Below are 19603 nucleotides of genomic sequence, written 5' to 3' on the forward strand. Positions count from 1 at the left end.
AGCACTGGCAGCAAGTGTTTCGTATGCGTCCCGTCGGGCGCTGGTCGACATATGATCGAAAACATCGTCGTCTTCGCACTCGGCGCGCTTGTCGCCACCTTGCTAGCGCTATTGGTGATCCCGGTCATCTGGAGGCGCGCGGCGCGTCTTATCGAGGAGCGCATTCGCGCGACGACTCCGCTGTCCATGGCCGAGATCCAGTCCGAGAAGGATCTCATTCGCGCCGACTACGCCGTTCAGTTGCGCAAGGTCGAGGTCCGCTACGAGGAAGAAAAGGGCCTTGCCGCCGAACGCGAGATTGAGCTGGGCCGCCGGCAGGGTCGCGTCAACGAACTGGAAGCGGAGCTCGACGCGCGCGAGCTGGCCATCGCCGAGCAGGACGAGCGAATCGAGGAATTGCAGGGAACGGTGCTCGGGCTCGAGCGGCAGATATCGTCCCAGACAGCGTCATTGAAGGAAAAGCAGCACCTCATCTCGGAAGGGAATGACACGTTGCGCGAGGTTCGCGCGCAGCTCACCGAGGCGGCCGGGCTGGCCGACAGCCGCAAGGTCGAGATCGCCGCCCTGAAGACGCAACTCGAAAACCACAAGAGCCGGATCGAAGAGATGCGCGCCGAGCTTGCGACGCGCGCGATCGAAGCGGAAGAACGCGGATCGGCGGTCGACGAGCTGTCCGGCGCGCTCAAGGGACGGGAAGCCCGCATCGCGCTTCTGAATTCGCGTGTCGCCCGCCGGCGCGACGTTTCGCTCGAACGGCGCAAGCGCGCCAAGGAACTGCAGGCGCTTCTGGAGGCCCAGCGCGAACGCGTGGCCGAGAAGACCGCCGCCCTGTCGGCGGCGGCGCTGAAACAGCTGAAGCAGGACGAAGACATCAAGATACTCGAGGAAGAGCGGGCCGCGCTCAAGAAGGTGATCGCTGATTTCGAGGCCAAGCTCGAGATCAAGGACCGGGAAATCGCGCGGCTGGGTCAGCGTGGCGGCACGAGCGGCGCCGCGTCATCGGCCGCCGCCATGGGAGACGGGGATGCCGCGCAGTTGCGCGAGAGCATCGCCGATCTGGCGGCCCGCATTACACGGCAGGCGGCGGAACAGGGCGACGACGAGGTGCGCGCCCTGATCGACGCGGTTTCGCCCGACGGCCAAAGGGTCCCTTCGCGCAAGACTGGCGCGGGTCGGTCCGGCGGCGCGCGGACACCGCTTGCCGAGCGTATCAAGGAAGCCGATCTGACACCGGGTGAGTAGCCGTCGGCGGGTCCGTCGCGTCCGCCCTCTCGAGCAGGGCTTCGACTTCGGCGGCAGCGATCGGCCGGCTCCACAGGTACCCCTGGATGAGATCGCATCCCGCGGTCTCCAGCGCCGACAGCTGCTCCTGCGTCTCCACCCCTTCGCCGATGACCCGTATGCCCAAGTCGCGGCTGAGCCGGACGATGGTCGCGACGATCGCCATCGCCTGGGGATCGGTCTCGAGGCCTGCGACATAGCTGCGGTCGATCTTGATGAAGCCGACCGGGATGTCGCGCAGCAATGCAACCGAGGTCTGGCCGGTACCGAAATCGTCGATGGCCGTCCGGATCCCGCGGTCGCCGAGTTTCCGGAAGGTCTCGCGGAGCCTGACGCGATCATCGACCATGACGCCTTCGGTGATCTCGATGCACAGATGCCCGCCGATATCGGGGAATTTTCGCAGGATCTGGTCGATACCGGCGATGAAACCGGCCTCCTCAAGCGTCAGCGGCGACATGTTGATCATCGTGAGCGGCGGCGCGATCCCCCGTGTCACAAGACCCGAAACATAGGCCGCGACCCGGGCGAACACCCAGTGGTCGATGCGGCTGATGATGCCCGAGCGCTCCGCCGCCGCGATGAAGCGGGCGGGCGGAACCATCTCGCCGGTGCGCCGATTGGTCCAGCGCAACAACGCCTCGATGGCGACGACGGCGCGATCGGCGCGCCGGAAGATCGGCTGGAACGCGAACTCGAAATCGTTGCCCGCCAGCGCCCGTGACAGGTCGAGCGTCATGATGCGTTCCTGCAGGTCGCGTTCGGCGAGTTCCTTCGTGAAGAACGCATAGCCGCCGCCTCCGCCGGGCCGCTTCTTGACGGAATAGAGGGCGAGGTCGGCGTAGCGCTGCGCGGAGTCGGCGTCGGTGGCGTCGAGCGGTATCGCGGCGATGCCGATGCTCGCGGCAACGCAGATCCGGTTGTGGCCGAGCTGAAAGGGATGGTCGATCGCTTGGAGGATGGCTATCGCGACGTCCTCGACCTGCGGCCGGGACAGGCCCATCAGCATGATGCAGAACTCGTCGCCGCCGAGGCGGTAGAGAAAGGAATCCGGGCTGCCGATCGTCTCGATGCGGTTCACGACCTCCTTGAGCAGCGTGTCGCCGACGGCATGGCCGAACTGATCGTTGATCGGCTTGAAGTCGTCGAGATCCATGGACAGTATCCAGCAGGGATCGTCATCGGTGCTGATGTCGGCGGCGGTCTCGATCGCCTGGGCGAAGGCGGCACGATTGCGGGCGCCGGTCAACATGTCGCGATGGGCGAGATAGTCGATGCGGCGTTCGGCTTCCTTCAGCGGCGTCACGTCGATGAACGACATGATCGTCTCGCCGAGCCCGGGGGCCTCGGCGGGCAGGGCGGACGTGCGGATGATAACGTGGCGGGTGCGGCCGTCGCGCGTGCGAATGGCCAGATTGCCCAGCTTGTTGTTGTCGTCGTTGAGCTGGGCCGGGTCGAAACCCTCGACATGCGCGGCAATGAAATACGGGGCGGCGACGTTGGCGATGTCGGTCTGGCCCGAGAGGTCGAACAGGTCGAGCAGGTCGCGATTGACGAAGATGGTGCGGCCTTCGGAATCGAAATGCCAGATGCCGATCGGAAGGGTTTCCGCCAGTCCGCGAAAGCGGGAGTGCTCGCGGTCTGCGGCGGCCTTGGCCTCGTAGAGTTCCGTGACGTCGATGCCGACGCCCACATTGGCGCCGCTTGCCGTGCGCGCCTTGATAACCCGTAGCCATCGTCCGTCGGAGTAGAGCCGGTCGAAGGGCTTCCCGGTCGCGTGACGATGGTGGTAGAGGCTGAGGTCCTTTTCCCGCCGCTGTACGGCTGGCGGCAATGTCGGAGGGCAGGCGGCCTCGACCACGTCCTTGTAGTGGATCGGTTCGCGCAGGTGGTCGAACGCCGATCCGTGAGCCAGTTCGTAGGCGCGGTTTCGCGCAACCAGCCTGTCACGTTCATCGTAGATGGCAAAAGCCGTGGGGGTCTTCTCGATCGCTTCGCTGAAATAGCTGAGAAGCTGGCGGCGACGCACCCCGATCAGCACGTACCAGACGGTGAACGCCAGGAAGGTGCCGCGAAGTGCGAGGACGAGGACCGGATTGTAAGGCGTTCCGTCAATGGTCCGCCAGGTGAACAGGGCGACGCCAACCACCGTTACGATCAGAAATATGGCGTCGCTGGGACCCATCCGGCGGATGATCCCGTAGCCGCGGCCTGCGATGCCGCGAATGAACTCTGTTTTTTTCGCAGGCATAGCATTCCCGTCGCCAGCTTGAAGCGTTCCGAACCGAGACGTCTCGGGTCGGGTCGCCAGGGCGAAATACTATGCTGCGCGGCCTTAGATTGGATTAATCGAGCTGGTTAACGAATGCCCGAAGCAAACTCTAAAAGTCGGCTTTATACCGGGTCGTTCGGGAAGGCGAGTTCCTGGCGATTGCGCCATTCCGGGCCGACATAGTTGATGATGATCGACTTGCGGATTCCGGGGATCGTGCGCTTCTCGAAGCCGTGCCAGGTGTTCTTGGCGGGCACGAAGACGAACCCCTGATTGAAGGCGGCCGGCGACGTACCGGCATGGGCATGGGCCTCGTCGTCCTCGTAGATGTCGGTGCCCAGCGTCTCGGCGCCGGGAAGATCGATCAGGTAGTGCAGGAAGGTGATGCGCTTCGGGCCGATGTCGGTATGCGGCTCGAGCCAGAAGCCGTCGCGGTCCTGCGCATATTCGATTCTCAGCGAGGACCCGTCCAGATCCGCACCGGTCACGTCCTTGATGGCGGCGACCGTCTCGGGATGCTGCAAGGCCTCGGCGATCGCCTTGCAGACGGGATACTTCGCCTGGTTCTCCTCCGAAAAGAAGACCCGCGTCGAATTGTGGGTGTCGCGCTTGCCCTCGGTGTCGTCGATCACCGGCGCCGGAAACGGCAGCTCGGGGATCATGCGGGCGGATGCCAGCGGTATGACCTCGTCGAGGATCCAGTGCGAATAGGGCCGGTCATGGTGCGCCGAGCCGCGGAAGGAGCGGATGATCGTCTCGCGGATCTCGTCGGCCGAATTCGGCGCGACCGCATGGTTTGCGAGAGGGCTCTGGTCGTTCATGCGATTGCCGGTCCGTCCAAGTGATTGTCGGCCAGGGTGAAAGCCAGCGCGTCGCAGCGGCTAGCCCGAGCGATCGACTCCCGGCTGGGCAAGCGGATCGTGGCGCCCCCTAGGGGACTCGAACCCCTGTTTCCGCCGTGAGAGGGCGGCGTCCTAGACCGCTAGACGAAGGGGGCGGCGGTCACGATCCACGCGATCGGTGGGATATAGACCGGAACCCGCGGCCCTGCAAGGGCCGTCGCGTCCGGTGGAAAAGGTTTGGATGCTAGCGCCCGGCGTTGCGGCCGATGACGTTCAGCACCTTGCCCGTACGCAGGTCCACGACGATGACGGTATGTCCCTCGGGCCGCTTGACGACGATCGCCATGCGGCTGCCGTCGATCGCGGTGGAAACGATCTCGGCGTCGGCATCGAGGAGTTGACTCACGTCGTCGGGCACGGGAACGGAGATCGTCGGCGTGGTGTCTTCCGGCTTGCCGCTGATCACGCGGTTGACGATCGTGGCGAAGAGGACCATCAATCCGAGCACGATCAGCACGGACATGACGATCACCGTGAGCTTCAGGATGCGCACGTTGCGCTCGGACCAGAAGGTCTCCGGGGTGACTTCGTCCGCGCGGTCGGTGGCGTTTGAATCTTCAGGAAGGGTCATGAACGGGAACGGTGACGTGATCTCGGTGACGGTTCCGGCCGAGGCGGACGAAGACCGGCTCGATCGCATGCTCGCCGGCCTCGTTCCCCAATTCAGCCGGTCACGGCTTCAGACTTTGATTCGCGAGGGCCGGGTCACGATCGGCGGGCGGACGATAGTCGAGCCGAAATACCGGGTCAACGTGACGTCCGGGGCAGACACGGAGATCACGATTTCCGTGCCGCCGCCGAAACCGGCGACACCCGAGCCGCAGGACATTCCGCTGGATGTCGTCTACGAGGACGACGCCCTGATCGTCATCGAGAAGCCGGCCGGCCTGGTGGTGCATCCGGGCGCGGGAACCCCGAATGGCACGCTGGTCAATGCGCTGCTCCATCACTGCGCCGACAGCCTGTCGGGGATCGGCGGGGTGGAGCGGCCGGGAATCGTGCACCGGCTCGACAAGGATACGTCCGGCCTGATGGTCGTCGCCAAGACGGACACGGCGCATCGGTCGCTCGCCGAGCAATTCGCCGACCACGGCCGCACCGGGGTCCTGGAACGCGGCTACCGGGCGCTGGTCTGGGGTGTTCCGCCGCGAAAATACGACACGATCGATGCGGCGATCGCGCGATCGCCGCAGAATCCGGAGAGAATGGCGGTTCGCGCCAACGGGCGCAACGCGATAACCCACTATGAGGTGGTGCAGACGTTTTCGGGCGCCGATGGCAGTCCCGTCGCCGGCCTCGTCGAATGTCGGTTGGAGACGGGGCGGACGCATCAGATCCGCGTTCATCTGGCTCATATCGGTCATCCGATTCTCGGTGATCCGGTTTATGGGGCCGGTTTTCGTTCGAAATCGCGTCTTCTGACGGACCTTCAACGAAAATCGCTGGAAACCCTTGGAAGACAGGCCTTGCATGCCTATCTCTTGGTGTTCGCTCACCCGGTGAGCGGAGAGACGGTGCGGTTCGAAAGCGACTTTCCGGCCGATATCCAGGCTCTTCTCGAGACACTCACCGGAACGTGAACAAGAGGGGAACATCTTTCTGACATAATAGTCCTCTCTATTTCTGTCTTGGCTTGTTCCAGGACCTGTGACCCGGGTCGCCCAGAACGGGGGCCGTTCACAGGGGCCGCAAGAGGAGGAAAAATGGCCAATATCGCACTTCCCGCCGTCACGGCGGAAGGCGGACTCTCGCGTTATCTCTCGGAGATCCGCCGCTTCCCGATGCTGGAGCCGAACGAGGAGTTCATGCTCGCCAAGAACTGGCGCGAGCAGGGCGATCGCGAGGCCGCGCACAAGCTCGTCACCAGCCATCTGCGCCTCGTGGCCAAGATCGCCATGGGCTATCGCGGCTATGGGCTGCCGATCGGCGAGATCATCTCGGAGGGCAATGTCGGCCTGATGCAGGCCGTCAAGCGGTTCGAGCCCGATAAGGGATTCCGGCTCGCCACCTATGCCATGTGGTGGATCCGCGCCTCCATCCAGGAATACATCCTGCGTTCGTGGAGCCTGGTGAAGATGGGCACCACGGCGAACCAGAAGAAGCTGTTCTTCAACCTGCGCAAGGTGAAGGGGCAGATTGCCGCGCTCGAGGACGGCGATCTCAATCCTGAGCAGGTCAGCGAGATCGCGACGCGCCTCGGCGTGCCCGAGGACGACGTCGTCTCGATGAACCGGCGCCTGTCGGGCGATGCCTCGCTGAACTCACCGTTGCGCGCCGACGGGGACACGGGCTCGGAATGGCAGGACTGGCTGGTCGACGACCAGGAAAGCCAGGAGACCCTGCTTGCCGAGAACGAGGAACTCGACAACCGCAAGAAGATGCTCGTCAATGCGCTCGAGGTTCTCAACGACCGCGAGAAGCGCATCTTCACCGCGCGGCGTCTCGATGAGGACCCGCTGACGCTGGAGGCTTTGTCGGAGGAATTCGGCGTCTCCCGCGAACGCGTCCGCCAGATCGAGGTGCGCGCCTTCGAGAAGGTGCAGAAGGCCGTCACCGAGGCGGCCAGGAAGCTGGAGGCGGGCGAGGCGGCCGCGTAAGCCGCGCGTTCGTCGTCCCGAACCGGACATAAGCCCCCGCTTCGCCGGGGGCTTTTTATTTGCGGATCGCCTTCTTGACGAAATCGCCGGGCCCGCCGGAGATCAGCGTGGCGCAGTCCATGAGGACGCGGGGCAGGGCAAAGCCGCCGGGAAGGGCGATGTAGCGCGGTGTCCAGACCGGGTGGAACTTGTCCTTGTAGGCGCGCAGGCCGGTGAAATTGTAGAGCGCCGAGCCGTGGGCGAAGAGGAAATTGCCGACCTTGTGCCAGGTCGGCGCCAGCCGGTGGTGCTCGAAACCCGACAGCGGCGCCATGCCCAGGTCGAACCAGGTGTAGCCCTCGGCCTTGGCCGCGAGCATCAGTTCGGCGAACAGATAATCCATTGTGCCGTAAGGCGAAACGGTGCGGTGGCGCATCAGGTCGACGGAGAACTCGGCCTTGCCGGTGCCGGACCGCAGGATGTTGGCGAAGGCGACGATGCGCTCGTCGACGCGCACCACGGCGATATCGAAATTCCGCAGGTAGTCCTCGGAAAAATAGCCGAGCGAGAAGCCCTTTTCGCCACCCGCCTTGTCGGCGAGCCATTCGTCGGAAACGTCCTTCAGTTCCGGTAGAATCGCTTCGATACTTGCCTTTGGCACGATCTCGAAGCGGGCGCCGTCGCGTTCGGCGCGGCGGATGGCGTAGCGGAAATCCTTGTATTTCGGGCCGTCCAGCGAGAATTCGGCAAGCGGCACCCTGGCCTCCTCGCCGAATTTGGTGACGGTGAGGCCGAGATCGAGCATGAGCGGCAGGGCGTCTGCGCGGAGCGCGTAGAACACCGGGGTGCCGCCGTAACTGTCGACGAGTTCGCGGAAGGCCCATGCGGCTTCCTGCCTGCCTTCGGGCGTGCCGACCGGCTCGCCCAGCGCGATCCAGCTCGATCCCTGGATCTGGTACATGAGAAAGGCCGTCTCGTCCGGCGTGACCAGAAGGCGCTTGTCGCCGAGCAAGACGACGGTCGACTCCGGATCGGTGGAATGGTCGAGTAAACGTCGCACCGAGTCGGGTACGGGCTGGCGCGCGGGGCCGGGCGGCCGGGACGGCGCCTGGATGCGCCAGATCAGGAACAGGAGCCCGGCGGCGCCGACGACGACCATCGCGCGCAGGAAGCGCGGCGCGTCACCGTCCCAGGCGAACTGCCACCACAGCTCGTCGCGATATTCGACGTGGCGATAGGCGAAGAAGCCGAACCAGGCGGCGATCACCAGGATCGCGCCGATCGCGGACAGCCAGGCGAGCGAGAAGGTGCCCGGGGCGAAGCCGGACCGGCGATGGAAGCTGTCGCGGGCGGTGACGACGAGGATCAGCACCATGGCGAGCAGGATCGCCTCGACATAGTCGAGCCCCTTCAGCAGCGACACCGCGATGGCCAGCACCAGCATGGCGACGGTCATGCGCCAGGCGACCCGCAGCCGCCGCATCAGGCCGCGCGAGAGGATGAGCAGGCCCAGGCCGGCGACCGAGGAGATCAGGTGCGATGCCTCGAGAACCGGCAGCGGCAGCACGGTGCGCAGGATGTCGAGGTGCGCGACCCGCGCCGGAGTGACGGCGGAGAACAGCAACAGCGCGCCGGCGACGAAGACGCCGGCCCCGATCAGCTGCGGCGCCAGCGTTCTGAGCATGGCGCCGGCGCGGCCGCCGAAGAGGGTGATGTGGGCGAAGCCGCTGAAGGCGGCCTCGGCGGTGACGAGCGCCCCGGCGATCGCTAGCGGCAGCACGAAGTAGAAGACGCGGAACAGCAGCATGGCGGCGAACAGGCCGGCCTTGGCCTCGTCCGGCACGGACAGGATCAGCACCGCCTCGATGACGCCGAGGCCGCCGGGCACGTGGCTGGCGATGCCGATGGCGAAGGCGGCGACGGTGATGCCGGCGAAGGCGAGGAAATCGTAGGGCAGGGGAACCGGGACGAGCAGGTAGAGCGCCGCCGACACCGCCAGCACGTCGACGGTCGCCACCGCCCATTGCGTGAGCGCGACCGGCATGGTGGGGATGGGAACGGAGAACCGCCTGAATTCGAACGTGCCGCCGCCACGCAGGGCGCAGAGGACGAAATAGCCGATGATCGCCAGGGCGCCGACGAGCGCCAGAGCCCACGGAACCGTCGGCGGCACCGAAACGGCATAGGCGATCTGGTCGTATTCCAGCACCCCGGCGAGCACGAGGATGGTGGCGGCGCCGAACGCGAAGGCGAGGTGCGAATAGACCGTGACCAGCGCGATCTCGGACAGCGACACGCCGAGCGTCGAATAGGCGCGGTAGCGGATCGAGCCGCCGGTCAGAAGCGCGAAACCGAGCGTGTTGGAGAAGGCGTAGGAGGTGAAGCCGGTCAGGAACGCCTGGCGCGCCGGCACCGCACGGTCGACGACCCGGAAGGCGAGCCAGTCATAGGAGGCCAGGCACAGGTAGCCGATGGCGATGAGCAGCACCGCCAGGACGATGTTGCCCGTCGGCACGGTATCGATCGCGCCGCGCACCTCGTGCAGGTTCACGTTGGCGAGCTGTTGGCGCAGCACGAAGACGGCGATCACCGCGATCACCACTGTGACCGCGGCGTTGGCGATCTGTCGCCCGCCTATCGCCCGCAGCCGGGCCTGCCAGTCGGAGCCGCTCATCTGCGGTCAGTTGAGCACGTCGTGCCATTCCGGCGTGCGTTCGATCGTCGCCTTGGCGAAGGGGCACAGCGGAATGATCTTGAATTGCCGTTCCCGCGCGTCCTCCACGATCCGCGCCACCAGCGCCTTGCCGACGCCCATGCCGCGCATCTCGTCGGGCACGCCGGTATGGTCGACGATGACGAGGCGCGGACTGGCCCGCGAAAACGTCATCTCGGCGTCCGGCAGGCCCTCGATGCGCGCCACGTAGCGGCCCTTGGACGGTCCGTCCTCCAGCGTGATCGTCGGTGTCTGTGCCATCGTCTTCTCCTTCAGGCGGGCCGAACGGATTCGCGGCGCGCCAGCGCCTTGTACAGCTCGTCGAGCCTGCGGGTGACGGGGCCGGCCCGGTTCCCATCAGACGGTGGCGTTGCGATCATGCGTCCGTCGACCTCGCGCACCGGCGTCAGGCCGGCGAAGGTGCCGGTGACGAAGACCTCGTCGGCGGAATAGACGTCGACCAGCGAGAAGCGCTTCTCGCGGGCGGGAATGGCGTTGTCGCGGCACAGCCGCAGGACGTTGGCCCGCGTGATCCCGCCGAGGCAGTAAAGCCCGTCCGAGGTCCACACCTCGCCGTCGCGGACGATGAAGAAATGGGTCGAGTTGCAGGTGGCGACCGCCCCGTCCGGATCGAGCATCAGGGCTTCGTCGGCGCCGGCCTTGGCGGCCTGGATGCAGGCGAGAATGCAATTGAGCTTGGAATGGCTGTTGAGCTTCTGGTCCTGCATGTCGGGCGCGGTGCGGCGGATATGGACGGTGAACAGGCTCAGGCCCTGCTTCTTCACCGCCTCGGCCGCCGTCTTGTATTCCGGGATGATGACGATTGTCGCCGGGCCGATCGTCACGCGCGGGTCCTGATAGGGCGTCTTCTTCACGCCCCTGGTCACCATCAGCCGGACGTGGACGCCGTCGACCATGCCGTTGGCGTCGAGGCAGTCGAACACGCGGGCGGCCAGCGCCTCGCGCGACAGCCCGATATCCATGTCGATCGCCTTGGCGCCCTCGTACAGCCGGTCGAGATGGGCATCGAGAAAGGCGATGCCGCCGTCCAGCACCCGCAGCCCCTCCCAGACGCCGTCGCCGAGGACGAAGCCCGAATCGAACACCGACACCACCGCCTTCTCGCGGGGAACGAGCGCGCCGTTGACGGAAATCAGAATGTCCGCATTGCGCGGATCGTCCGCGTATTCGTGGGTCATGCGAATCCTCGAGCGTTGTCGGGGCGGAGCGTACGTCGCCGGGTGGCCGATTGACAATCTCGCCGGCGCCGTGGCCGCGCGGTCGGGCGCGTCATCCCCGGAGCAGTGGGATGTGTCCGATCGCGCTTCGGACAGCGTCCGGAGGCGGGTATCGAGGGAGGCTTCCTTCCCGTACGGTTTCGGCCCGGGACGGGCACGCGGCCAATTCACCGATCCGCGACGATACACTAGAGTGCCTTCGATCGCCGCATCGGGAGGAACCCATGAGCACGCCGCGCAACGACGACCATCTGATCCACTACGGCTTCGAGTTCAGCCCGGCGCTGATCGAGAAGGCGCGCGGCGCCTACGTCTATGACGGCGAGGGGCGGGAGATCCTCGATTTCACCTCCGGTCAGATGTGCTCGACGCTCGGCCACAACCATCCGAAGATCGTCGAGGCGGTGAAGAAGGCCTGCGACGGGGTTCTGCACCTGTATTCCGGCATGCTGAGCCCGGCGGTGGTGTCGCTGGCGGCGCGGCTCGCCGCCAAGCTGCCCGGCAAGCTATCCCGGTCGATCTTCCTGTCGACCGGCGGCGAGGCCAACGAGGCGGCGCTCAGGATGGCCAAGCTCCATACCGGCAACTGGGAAGTGGTCGGCATGACCGGCTCCTGGCACGGCATGACCGCCGGGGCGGCGTCCTCGACCTATGTGGCCGGGCGCAAGGGCTACGGGCCGGCGGCGCCGGGCACCATGGCGATCCCCGCGCCCAACGCCTTCCGCTGCCCGGTGCGGCACTGCAAGGGCACGTGCGACAAGACCTGTCTGGAGGTCGGGTTCGACATGATCGACGCCCAGTCCAACGGCGCGCCGGCGGCGCTGCTGGCCGAGCCGGTGCAGTCGTCTGGCGGCGTCATCGTGCCGCCGGAGGGCTACCTGCCGGCGCTCAAGCAGAAGTGCGAGGACCGCGGCATGATGCTCATCCTCGACGAGGCGCAGACGGCGTTCGGGCGGCTGGGCGCCGATTTCGCGGCCGATATCTTCGGCGTCGAGCCGGATTTCCTGACCCTGTCGAAGACGCTCGGCGGCGGGCTGCCGCTGGCGGCGGCCTGCACGACCGACGAGATCGAGGCCGACTGCCACGAGAAGCGCTTCCTGCACGTGACCTCGCACGTGTCCGATCCGCTGCCCGCCGAAGTGGGGCTCGCGGTGCTCGACGTTCTCGAGGAGGAGAACCTCAACGAGACGGCGGTCGAGACGGGCGCCTATCTGAAGGCCGGCCTCGACAGCCTAATGCAGAAGCACGAGGTGATCGGCGACGTGCGGGGCATGGGGATGCTGTACGGCGTGGAGCTGGTGAAGGACCGGCACAGCCGCGAGCCCGACCCGGAGACGGGGCAGGCGATCACCCGGCGCTGCATGGAGCTCGGGCTGTCGATGAACATCGTCTCGGTGCCGGGCAGCACGATGTCGGCGGTCTGGCGCATCGCTCCGCCGCTGACCGCGACGCGGGAGGACATCGACAAGGGCATCGACAGGCTGGACACCGCGATCACCGAGGTGGTGGCGGGGCGGGCCTAGATCGGCGTCCGTCCGATCAGCGGGACGTGCGGGGCGGCGTCCATCGGCAGGACGCCGTCGAGCCGCGGGTCGGGGAACATCTCCAGCTTGCGCGCGTAAGGCACGAACCCGGCGCGGCGGTAGAAGGCCATGGCGCCGGGATGGTCGAACGTACAGGTGTGCAGCCAGACCCGTTCCACTCCCTCACGCCAGGACAGTTCCAGCGCGCGGTCCATCAGCCAGCGCCCGGCGCCCGATCCGATCGCCTCCGGCACGAGGCCGAAGAAGGCGACCTCGACGGACGGCATCTCGCGGAAGTCGAGCTCCAGGATGCCGATCGGCGCTCCCTCCCGCTCCGGGAAGTACAGCGCGACCTGCGGATCGCCGAGGATCGCGGAGAGCGCCTTGTCGTCCAGCCGCAGCCGCGAGTTCCACAGCCAGTCGGCGCCGACGCGCCGGAACATCGCCCGGTAGTCGTCCGGGCCGACCGTCCGCATGGGGGCGAGACGCAGATCGGGGCGCGTGGACGGCGGGACAGGGCGCGGCGTCGTCATCTCGAGGAAGGTGGCGACCGCCGCGGCATGGCCGTCGGGGAGATCGGTGTATCCGTCGTGTACGATGCGTGTCATGGCCCTGCCGATAGCCCGTAGAGCGCCCCGAAGGCAATGCCGCCGCGCATCGGCGCGCGCGTTGCGGTATGGTCGGCACCGCAAAATCTTGATTCTCGTCTTTCGGGGGAACTGACGCCTTGCCGGGCCGTTGGCTGCGAAACCGCCGGATATCCATCCGTAGCCTGCTGGCGCTGACCTCCGGCGGCCTGGTTCTGGTTGCCACCGTAACCGTGCTCTGGATCTCCTTGCAGGCAAGTTCCACGAACACGATCGAGCTTCTCAGCGACCGCATGGTGTTGATCCTCGACGGGATCGAGAACGAGGTGCGCGACAAGCTCGATTCCGCCGGCAGCCTTGTCGACGGGATATCGCGGGAGATCCAGACGCCGTATTTCCGCGCCGCGACGCCGGACGAGATCCTCGACGCCCTGACGGTCGTGCTGGCGACGACGCCGGATGTGAGCGTGCTGCTCTACTGGGACCGCAACCTGGTTCGGCGCGGCATTAGGCGGGGCAAGGACGGGACGCTGAAGCGGCTTACGCAAGGCGCCGAGGCCGATCCCAGGACGCGCAGCCAGCTGTCGTCGGTCCAACCGGGGGCGGCCCACATATGGGGGGAACCGGCGGTCGAGAACGGCACCACCTATCTCAACGTGGTCACGCGCATCGCATCGACCGACGCCGACGTCGCGTTCGTCGGCGCGGCGGTGTCCCTGGACCAGTTTTCCCGTTTCGTCGCCGCGGTGGGCAAGCTCTACGACGCAACGGCCTTCATCCTCTACGGCGAAGGCCGGCTGATGGCGCATCCGCAGTTCGTCGGGAATATCGCCGCCGGGAGCAGCTACGGCGTCATCCCGACCTCCGAAGCAAACGACCCGGTCATCGTCAATCTCGACAAGGGTGTCCCCGTCGCCTTCATGCAGTCGGCGCGCGCCCGTGGCGTGGAGGTCGAACGGGTCGACATCGACGACACGCGCTATATCGTCCTGTCGCGCTGGGTCCGGGGCTACGGCAACGAGCCGCTGGCGATCGGCGCCTACTACCGCCAGGCGCAGCTCAGCGATTCCATGCAGCGGCTGATGACGTCGGCCATCGCCGGCTTCGTCGTCGTCGTGCTCGCGGTCCTCGCGGCGCTGATACTCGGCGGGTTCGTATCGCGGCCGATCCGCCGGCTGGCCGAATCCGCCTCCGAGGTCGCCCGGCTCGACATCGATACGGCGACGCGGCCGCGCGGCAGCGCCATCGCGGAGCTGGATCAGCAGGCGCGCGCCTTCAACCTGATGCTCGACGGCCTGAAGGTGTTCGAGACCTACGTCCCGCGCCAGCTCGTGCAGCGGCTGATCGCGCTCGGCGGCGAGGCCAGCGTCGCCTCGGAAACCCGCGAGATCACGGTGATGTTCACCGACATCGCCAGCTTCACGATGATCTCGGACCGGATGGGCGCGGAAGAAACGGCGGCGTTCCTGAACCGGCATTTCGGCATGCTCGCCGACTGCATCCGCGGCGAGAACGGCAGCATCGACAAGTATATCGGCGATGCGGTGATGGCGTTCTGGGGCGCACCGGACCGCCAGGACGACCACGCGGCCCGCGCCGTCAAGGCGGCGCGCTGCATCGCCGAGGTGATCACGGCCGACAACCGCCGCCGCGCCGGCAAGGGCCTGAAGCCCGTGCGGATGCGGATCGGCCTGCACAGCGGCCCGGCGGTGGTCGGCAATATCGGCGCGCCCGGGCGCGTCAACTACACGATCGTCGGCGACACGGTGAATGTCGCCCAGCGCATCGAGGCGCTGGGACACAAGCTCGACGCCGGCGCCGACGTGACGGTGCTGATGAGTGCCCGCACGGCCCAGGAGGCCGGGATCGGCGCCGATGGCGAGGCGGTCGGCGAACACGCGCTCGCCGGCGTTGCGCACCCGGTGCCGGTGGTGCGGCTGCGCACGCACGAGACGCCGACGACGCCTCAGGTGCCGGCGGCGCCGACGGCAGCGCCGTTGTCGGAACCGTAGGCCGGAGCGGCTAGTCGTACAGGTCGAGGTCGATCCGGTAGCTCAGGCCGAGGCCGGCGCTGAACTGGTCGCGGCTGCCGGCGGTGGTCACGATCGGCGAGTCCGCGGCGCCGCTGACGAGACGGTCGTAGCCGGCGCGAAAATGCAGATCGACCTTCTCGGTCAGGGAGTAGGTCGCCAGCGCCTGGATGCCGGCGCTCTTGAAGCCCGAGCCGGCGCTGTAGACCGGCAGCCCGGACCGGAACGACTGGACCGGCGTCACCGAGAAGTAGGTGTCGAAATAGTCGGCGCTGGCGTAGGTCACGTTCGGGCCCGCGCGTACGACGAAGACGTCGGTCGGCCGCCACACCGCGTAGAGCGCGGCTTCGCCGACGAGGCCGTCGTGGCCGCCGAATCCCTGTCGCAGCGCCGCGTAGGCGCCCCAGTTGTTGACCTCGTAGATGGCACGAAGGCCGAACTCGAAGGCGGAGTCGACCGTGCCGAGACCGGTAAGGGCGGGGTCGGAGGATGGGTCGCGCTCGCCGACGAAGTTGAAGGACGGGCCGATCGAGAAGCCGACTGTGCGTCCGCCGACCGTGCCGATGCCCGGCAGGCGCAGATATTCCAGCGACACGATCGGCCAGGGCACGATCTCGTAGTCGTTGGAGCCCTCCCAGTCAGGCTGGACCACGCCGCCGATGCCGATCCGGATGGACAGGTCGGTGGTGGTGCTCTCCGCCGCGGGCGCGGCGTCGTAGCCGCCGTCCCAGTCTTCGTCTGCGGCCAGCGCCGGCGCGGCGAGGCCGCAGATCGCGGCGGCGATACAAACCAGTCGCAAGGTCAACGCCGAAGCCCTCCGTACCCTTGATGTCCGTCCTGCGGCGTGCGCGCAGCTTTGCCGATCATACGATCACAATCCGTAAATGGATCGGGGGCCATCGCCGGTTTCCGGCCGGTGTGTCCTTTTTGTCAGATCGACCCGATCGTCTTCAGCCTGGCGCGCGGGTGGATCTCGTTCTGCGACATGACCGCGGTCTGGGCGCGGAACCGCTCGATGATCGAGCGCACGTAGTAGCGCGAGCCGGGGCTCGTCAGCAGGACCGGGATCTCTCCCTGCTGGGCCGCCTCCTCGAAGCGCTCGCGCACGGAGTTGATGAACTGCTGCAGCTTCGAGGGCGCCATGGCGAGCTGCTTCTCCTCGCCGTCGCCGTGCAGCGCCTCGAGGAAGGCGCGCTCCCAGTCGGGCGACAGGGCGACGATCGGCACGTAGCCGTTCGGCGACTGGTGCTGGGCGCACAACTGCCGGGACAGGCGGGCGCGCACGTGCTCGACGATGATCCTGGTGCCGTGCCCGCGGCCGGCGATCTCGGCGATGCCCTCGAGGATCGTCGGCAGGTCGCGGATCGACACGCGTTCGTCGAGCAGGGCCTGCAGCGCGCGCTGGATGCCGGAGATGGTGATCTGGCCGGGCACGATGTCGTCGACCAGCTTCTGCTGCTCCTTGGGCAGCTCGCCGAGCAGCTTGGAGACTTCGGCGTAGGACAGGAGCTCCGCCATGTTGGCGCGGATCAGCTCGGTCAGGTGCGTGGAGACGACGGTCGCCGGGTCGACGACGGTCAGGCCCTTCATCTGGGCCTCGTCGCGCAGCGCGGTGTCGATCCATGTGGCCGGCAGGCCGAAGGTCGGCTCGGTGGTGTGGATGCCGGGCATGTTGATCTGCTTGCCTTCGGGGTCCATCACCATGTCCTGGCCGGGATAGACGGTGCCGCGGCCGGCCTCCACCTCCTTGATCTTGACGATGTAGGTGTTGGGCTCGAGCTGCATGTTGTCGAGCAGGCGCACCGGCGGCATGACGAAGCCCATGTCGGCGGCCAGCTGCCGGCGCAGCGCCTTGATCTGACCGGTCAGCTTGTCCTCGCCGCCGGCGGCGTTGATCAGCGGCAGCAGCGCATAGCCGATCTCGATCTTGACCTCGTCGATCGCCAGCGCCGATGTGATGGGCTCGTCGGCCGGCGAGGCCTCGCCGGCTTGCGTCGTGAGCGCCTCCTGCGCCACCGCGTCCTTCTCGTCCCTCTGCTTGCGCGTCGCCGACCAGGCGAGCGCGCCGGCGCCGCCGGCCAGCGCCAGGAACGGGATCATCGGAATGCCCGGCAGCAGGGACATCACGACCATCACGAAGGAAGACATGCCGAGCGCCTTGGGATAGCCCGACAACTGGCTGATCAGCGCCTGGTCGGCGGAGCCGGTGACGCCGGCCTTGGAGACCAGCAGGCCGGCGGCCGTCGACACCACGAGGGCGGGGATCTGCGAGACCAGGCCGTCGCCGACGGTCAGCAGCGTATAGGTGGTGCTCGCCTCGCCCATGGACAGGCCGTTCTGGGCGACGCCGACGATCATGCCGCCGATGACGTTGATGAAGGTGATCAGCAGGCCGGCGATGGCATCGCCGCGAACGAACTTGGACGCGCCGTCCATGGCGCCGAAGAAGGAGGATTCGTCCTCCAGCGCCTTGCGCCGCCGGCGCGCCTCGTCCTCGTCGATGAGGCCCGACGACAGGTCGGCGTCGATGGCCATCTGCTTGCCGGGCATGGCATCGAGGGTGAAGCGGGCGGCGACCTCGGCGATACGGCCCGAGCCCTTGGTGATGACGACGAAGTTCACGATCACCAGGATGGCGAAGACGATGATGCCGATGACGAAGTTGCCGCGCATGACGAAGTTGCCGAACGCCTCGATGACGTGGCCGGCGGCGTCGGTGCCCTCGTGGCCGTGCGCCAGGATCAGGCGCGTGGAGGCCAGGTTGAGCGCCAGCCGCAGCATGGTGGCGATCAGCAGCACGGTCGGGAAGGCGGAGAACTCGAGCGGCGTGTGAATGAACAGCGCCGTCATCAGGACCAGGACCGAAAAGACGATCGACAGCGCCAGCAGCATGTCGAGCATGATCGGCGGCATCGGCAGGATGAGAACGACGAGGATCGTTATCACCGCCGTGGCCAGGGCGATGTCGCCACGCTTCAGCAGGGCGGCGATGTCGCCGAGGGAAGGAAGGCCCGCGCCTGCGCGCGCGTTGGTTTCGGCGGCCGTCGTGTCGGACATCGTGAGGCTTTCGGTCCCGGGTCAGCAGGTCAACGCATGGCGACCCGCGTCTCCCCGGGGGCGGGGATGGCGAAGCCGTCGTCGGAGTACAGGTGCAGCTTGTTGCGCAGCGTGCGGATCGAGATGCCGAGGATGTTGGCGGCGTGCGTGCGGTTGCCGAGGCAATGATCGAGGGTGTCGAGGATGAGGTCGCGCTCGACCTCGGCGACGGTGCGGCCGACCAGGGTTCGGGTGACGGCCTCGGCCGCCTGCGCGGCCTGGCTGACGACGCGGCTCTCGTGACCGCCGATCATGGCGTCGAGCCGCGAGCCGTCGGGCATGCGCAGCGCCTCGGTATCGATCGCTTCGCCGGTCGACAGCAGCACGGCGCGGTGAATGGTGTTCTCCAGCTCGCGCACGTTGCCGGGCCAGCGGCTCAGCGTCAGCTGCTTGCGCGCGTCCTGCGACAGCGCGCGCGGCGGCAGGCCGTTGGCCTCGGCGTAGCGGGCGGCGAAATGCTCCGCCAGCGCGAGGATGTCGCCGGGACGCTCGCGCAGCGCCGGGAGCTGCAGGTTGACTACGTTGAGCCGGTAGTAGAGGTCCTCGCGGAAACCGCCGTCGCGCACCGCGTCGGCGAGATTGCGGTTCGACGTGGCAATGATGCGGATGTTGACGGGGACGGGCCGGTTGCCGCCGACGCGGTCGATCATGCGTTCCTGGATGGCGCGCAGGAGCTTGGCCTGCAGGCGCACGTCCATCTCGCTGATCTCGTCGAGCAGCAGCGTGCCGCCGTCGGCTTCCTCGAACTTGCCGACGCGGCGGGCGACGGCGCCGGTGAACGCACCCTTCTCGTGGCCGAACAGCTCGGATTCGAGCAGGGCCTCGGGAATGGCGGCGCAGTTGATCGAGATGAACGGACGGTCGGCGCGGTTCGAGCGCTGGTGCACGTAGCGCGCCAGCACCTCCTTGCCGGTGCCGGACTCGCCGGTGATCAGGACGCTGGCCTCGGACGGGGCGATCTGCTCGGCGAGCCGGACGACGGAGGCCATCGAGTCGTCGCGATAGACGAGGGCGTGGCCGTCCTGGGCGACGGCGGCGAGGACCGCGGCGATCAGCTCGGGATCGGGCGGAAGGGGAATGTATTCCTTCGCACCGGCCCGGATCGCGGCGACGGCGGCGCGGGCATCGTTCTGAATGCCGCAGGCGACGATCGGCACGCAGATGCGTTCGTGTTCGAGCCTGCCGACCAGATCGGTGATGTCGACGCTGACCTCCACCATCAGAAGATCGGCGCCCTTGCCGGTGCGAAGCGCCTTCATCGCTTCGTCGATGGTCTCCGAGTGGAGGACCTTCGCTCCCCGGTCCATGGCGATGCGGGTCGCCGTCGACAGCTGCCCCCGCAACGATCCGATGATCATCAGCCTCATGGTTCCGTTCCTCTTATA

General features: G+C 67.0%; 15 protein-coding genes and 1 tRNA gene. 5 read left to right on the top strand and 11 right to left on the bottom strand.

The genetic code is table 11. From position 1 onward, the window contains the following. Positions 1-51: 51 nt before the first annotated feature. On the top strand, positions 52-1242 hold the full coding sequence (locus MUB46_RS07935; RefSeq protein WP_261615349.1) for a coiled-coil domain-containing protein: 1191 nt from the start codon (positions 52-54) through the stop codon (positions 1240-1242). Here MUB46_RS07935 and MUB46_RS07940 read toward each other — a convergent pair. The 4 genes from MUB46_RS07940 to MUB46_RS07955 all read right to left on the bottom strand — a co-directional run bounded on the left by MUB46_RS07940 (position 1211) and on the right by MUB46_RS07955 (position 5026). Then, the gene (locus MUB46_RS07940) at positions 1211-3532 is read right to left on the bottom strand and encodes a putative bifunctional diguanylate cyclase/phosphodiesterase (RefSeq protein ID WP_261615350.1); all 2322 of its coding nucleotides are present in this window, start codon (positions 3530-3532) and stop codon (positions 1211-1213) included. The two genes, MUB46_RS07935 and MUB46_RS07940, sit on opposite strands and share 32 nt — an antisense overlap. 143 nt (positions 3533-3675) lie before the next feature. Then, positions 3676-4374 (bottom strand): 2OG-Fe(II) oxygenase, encoded by a 699-nt coding sequence (locus MUB46_RS07945; protein ID WP_261615351.1) that lies wholly within the window; start codon positions 4372-4374, stop codon positions 3676-3678. A 100-nt stretch (positions 4375-4474) separates the two neighbouring features. Beyond that, positions 4475-4550, bottom strand: a tRNA-Glu gene (locus tag MUB46_RS07950). Positions 4551-4639: 89 nt separating this feature from the next. Then, positions 4640-5026 (bottom strand): hypothetical protein, encoded by a 387-nt coding sequence (locus MUB46_RS07955; protein ID WP_261615352.1) that lies wholly within the window; start codon positions 5024-5026, stop codon positions 4640-4642. On the opposite strand from MUB46_RS07955, the gene MUB46_RS07960 reads away from it, so the two are divergent. Together MUB46_RS07960 and rpoH are read left to right on the top strand one after the other, a co-directional pair. Continuing rightward, on the top strand, positions 5025-6035 hold the full coding sequence (locus tag MUB46_RS07960) for an RluA family pseudouridine synthase (RefSeq protein WP_261615353.1): 1011 nt from the start codon (positions 5025-5027) through the stop codon (positions 6033-6035). The genes MUB46_RS07955 and MUB46_RS07960 overlap by 2 nt on opposite strands. A gap of 123 nt (positions 6036-6158) precedes the next feature. Further along, positions 6159-7052, top strand: a complete 894-nt coding sequence (gene rpoH, locus MUB46_RS07965) for an RNA polymerase sigma factor RpoH (RefSeq protein ID WP_261615354.1) — start codon at positions 6159-6161, stop codon at positions 7050-7052. Positions 7053-7107: 55 nt separating this feature from the next. Here rpoH and mprF read toward each other — a convergent pair whose 3' ends face one another. From mprF to MUB46_RS07980, 3 genes are read right to left on the bottom strand one after another with little or no spacing between them, the layout of a single operon-like run. Further along, positions 7108-9705 carry a bifunctional lysylphosphatidylglycerol flippase/synthetase MprF gene (mprF, locus tag MUB46_RS07970; RefSeq protein WP_261615355.1) on the bottom strand — a complete coding sequence of 866 codons (2598 nt, stop codon included), beginning with the start codon at positions 9703-9705 and terminating at the stop codon, positions 7108-7110. Between the two features lie 6 nt (positions 9706-9711). Beyond that, entirely contained in the window at positions 9712-10005 is a 294-nt protein-coding gene (locus tag MUB46_RS07975; RefSeq protein ID WP_261615356.1) for a GNAT family N-acetyltransferase, read from the bottom strand. A gap of 11 nt (positions 10006-10016) precedes the next feature. After that, positions 10017-10943 carry an aminotransferase class IV gene (locus MUB46_RS07980; protein WP_261615357.1) on the bottom strand — a complete coding sequence of 309 codons (927 nt, stop codon included), beginning with the start codon at positions 10941-10943 and terminating at the stop codon, positions 10017-10019. A 263-nt stretch (positions 10944-11206) separates the two neighbouring features. Between MUB46_RS07980 and MUB46_RS07985 the strand changes: the two genes are divergently transcribed. Further along, positions 11207-12505 (top strand): aspartate aminotransferase family protein, encoded by a 1299-nt coding sequence (locus MUB46_RS07985; RefSeq protein WP_261615358.1) that lies wholly within the window; start codon positions 11207-11209, stop codon positions 12503-12505. On the opposite strand, the gene MUB46_RS07990 is transcribed toward MUB46_RS07985, so the two are convergent. Next, on the bottom strand, positions 12502-13113 hold the full coding sequence (locus MUB46_RS07990) for a GNAT family N-acetyltransferase (protein ID WP_261615359.1): 612 nt from the start codon (positions 13111-13113) through the stop codon (positions 12502-12504). The two genes, MUB46_RS07985 and MUB46_RS07990, sit on opposite strands and share 4 nt — an antisense overlap. 119 nt (positions 13114-13232) lie before the next feature. On the opposite strand from MUB46_RS07990, the gene MUB46_RS07995 reads away from it, so the two are divergent. Further along, positions 13233-15104, top strand: a complete 1872-nt coding sequence (locus MUB46_RS07995) for an adenylate/guanylate cyclase domain-containing protein (protein WP_261615360.1) — start codon at positions 13233-13235, stop codon at positions 15102-15104. 10 nt (positions 15105-15114) lie between these two features. Here the strand turns inward: MUB46_RS07995 and MUB46_RS08000 are convergent, their stop codons facing one another. From MUB46_RS08000 to flbD, 3 genes are all read right to left on the bottom strand, one after another. Beyond that, entirely contained in the window at positions 15115-15927 is an 813-nt protein-coding gene (locus tag MUB46_RS08000; RefSeq protein ID WP_261615361.1) for a MipA/OmpV family protein, read from the bottom strand. A 125-nt stretch (positions 15928-16052) separates the two neighbouring features. Continuing rightward, a complete protein-coding gene (gene flhA / locus MUB46_RS08005; RefSeq protein WP_261615362.1) occupies positions 16053-18179 on the bottom strand; it encodes a flagellar biosynthesis protein FlhA in 2127 nt (708 codons plus the stop codon). Between the two features lie 29 nt (positions 18180-18208). Then, the gene (gene flbD / locus MUB46_RS08010; protein ID WP_261615363.1) at positions 18209-19585 is read right to left on the bottom strand and encodes a sigma-54-dependent transcriptional regulator FlbD; all 1377 of its coding nucleotides are present in this window, start codon (positions 19583-19585) and stop codon (positions 18209-18211) included. Positions 19586-19603: the final 18 nt, after the last annotated feature.

Origin of the sequence: Microbaculum marinisediminis (assembly GCF_025397915.1) — a bacterium.
Lineage (GTDB): Bacteria > Pseudomonadota > Alphaproteobacteria > Rhizobiales > Tepidamorphaceae > Microbaculum > Microbaculum marinisediminis.

Bases quoted from the DNA above. Each gene is read 5' to 3' on its own strand.
- MUB46_RS07985 (WP_261615358.1), top strand. From the start codon at position 11,207: ATGAGCACGCCGCGCAACGACGACCATCTGATCCACTACGGCTTCGAG.
- MUB46_RS07975 (WP_261615356.1), bottom strand. From the start codon at position 10,005: ATGGCACAGACACCGACGATCACGCTGGAGGACGGACCGTCCAAGGGC.
- MUB46_RS07935 (WP_261615349.1), top strand. From the start codon at position 52: ATGATCGAAAACATCGTCGTCTTCGCACTCGGCGCGCTTGTCGCCACC.
- flbD (WP_261615363.1), bottom strand. From the start codon at position 19,585: ATGAGGCTGATGATCATCGGATCGTTGCGGGGGCAGCTGTCGACGGCG.
- MUB46_RS07960 (WP_261615353.1), top strand. From the start codon at position 5,025: ATGAACGGGAACGGTGACGTGATCTCGGTGACGGTTCCGGCCGAGGCG.
- MUB46_RS07955 (WP_261615352.1), bottom strand. From the start codon at position 5,026: ATGACCCTTCCTGAAGATTCAAACGCCACCGACCGCGCGGACGAAGTC.
- MUB46_RS07945 (WP_261615351.1), bottom strand. From the start codon at position 4,374: ATGAACGACCAGAGCCCTCTCGCAAACCATGCGGTCGCGCCGAATTCG.
- MUB46_RS07980 (WP_261615357.1), bottom strand. From the start codon at position 10,943: ATGACCCACGAATACGCGGACGATCCGCGCAATGCGGACATTCTGATT.
- MUB46_RS07990 (WP_261615359.1), bottom strand. From the start codon at position 13,113: ATGACACGCATCGTACACGACGGATACACCGATCTCCCCGACGGCCAT.
- MUB46_RS07940 (WP_261615350.1), bottom strand. From the start codon at position 3,532: ATGCCTGCGAAAAAAACAGAGTTCATTCGCGGCATCGCAGGCCGCGGC.
- flhA (WP_261615362.1), bottom strand. From the start codon at position 18,179: ATGTCCGACACGACGGCCGCCGAAACCAACGCGCGCGCAGGCGCGGGC.
- rpoH (WP_261615354.1), top strand. From the start codon at position 6,159: ATGGCCAATATCGCACTTCCCGCCGTCACGGCGGAAGGCGGACTCTCG.
- mprF (WP_261615355.1), bottom strand. From the start codon at position 9,705: ATGAGCGGCTCCGACTGGCAGGCCCGGCTGCGGGCGATAGGCGGGCGA.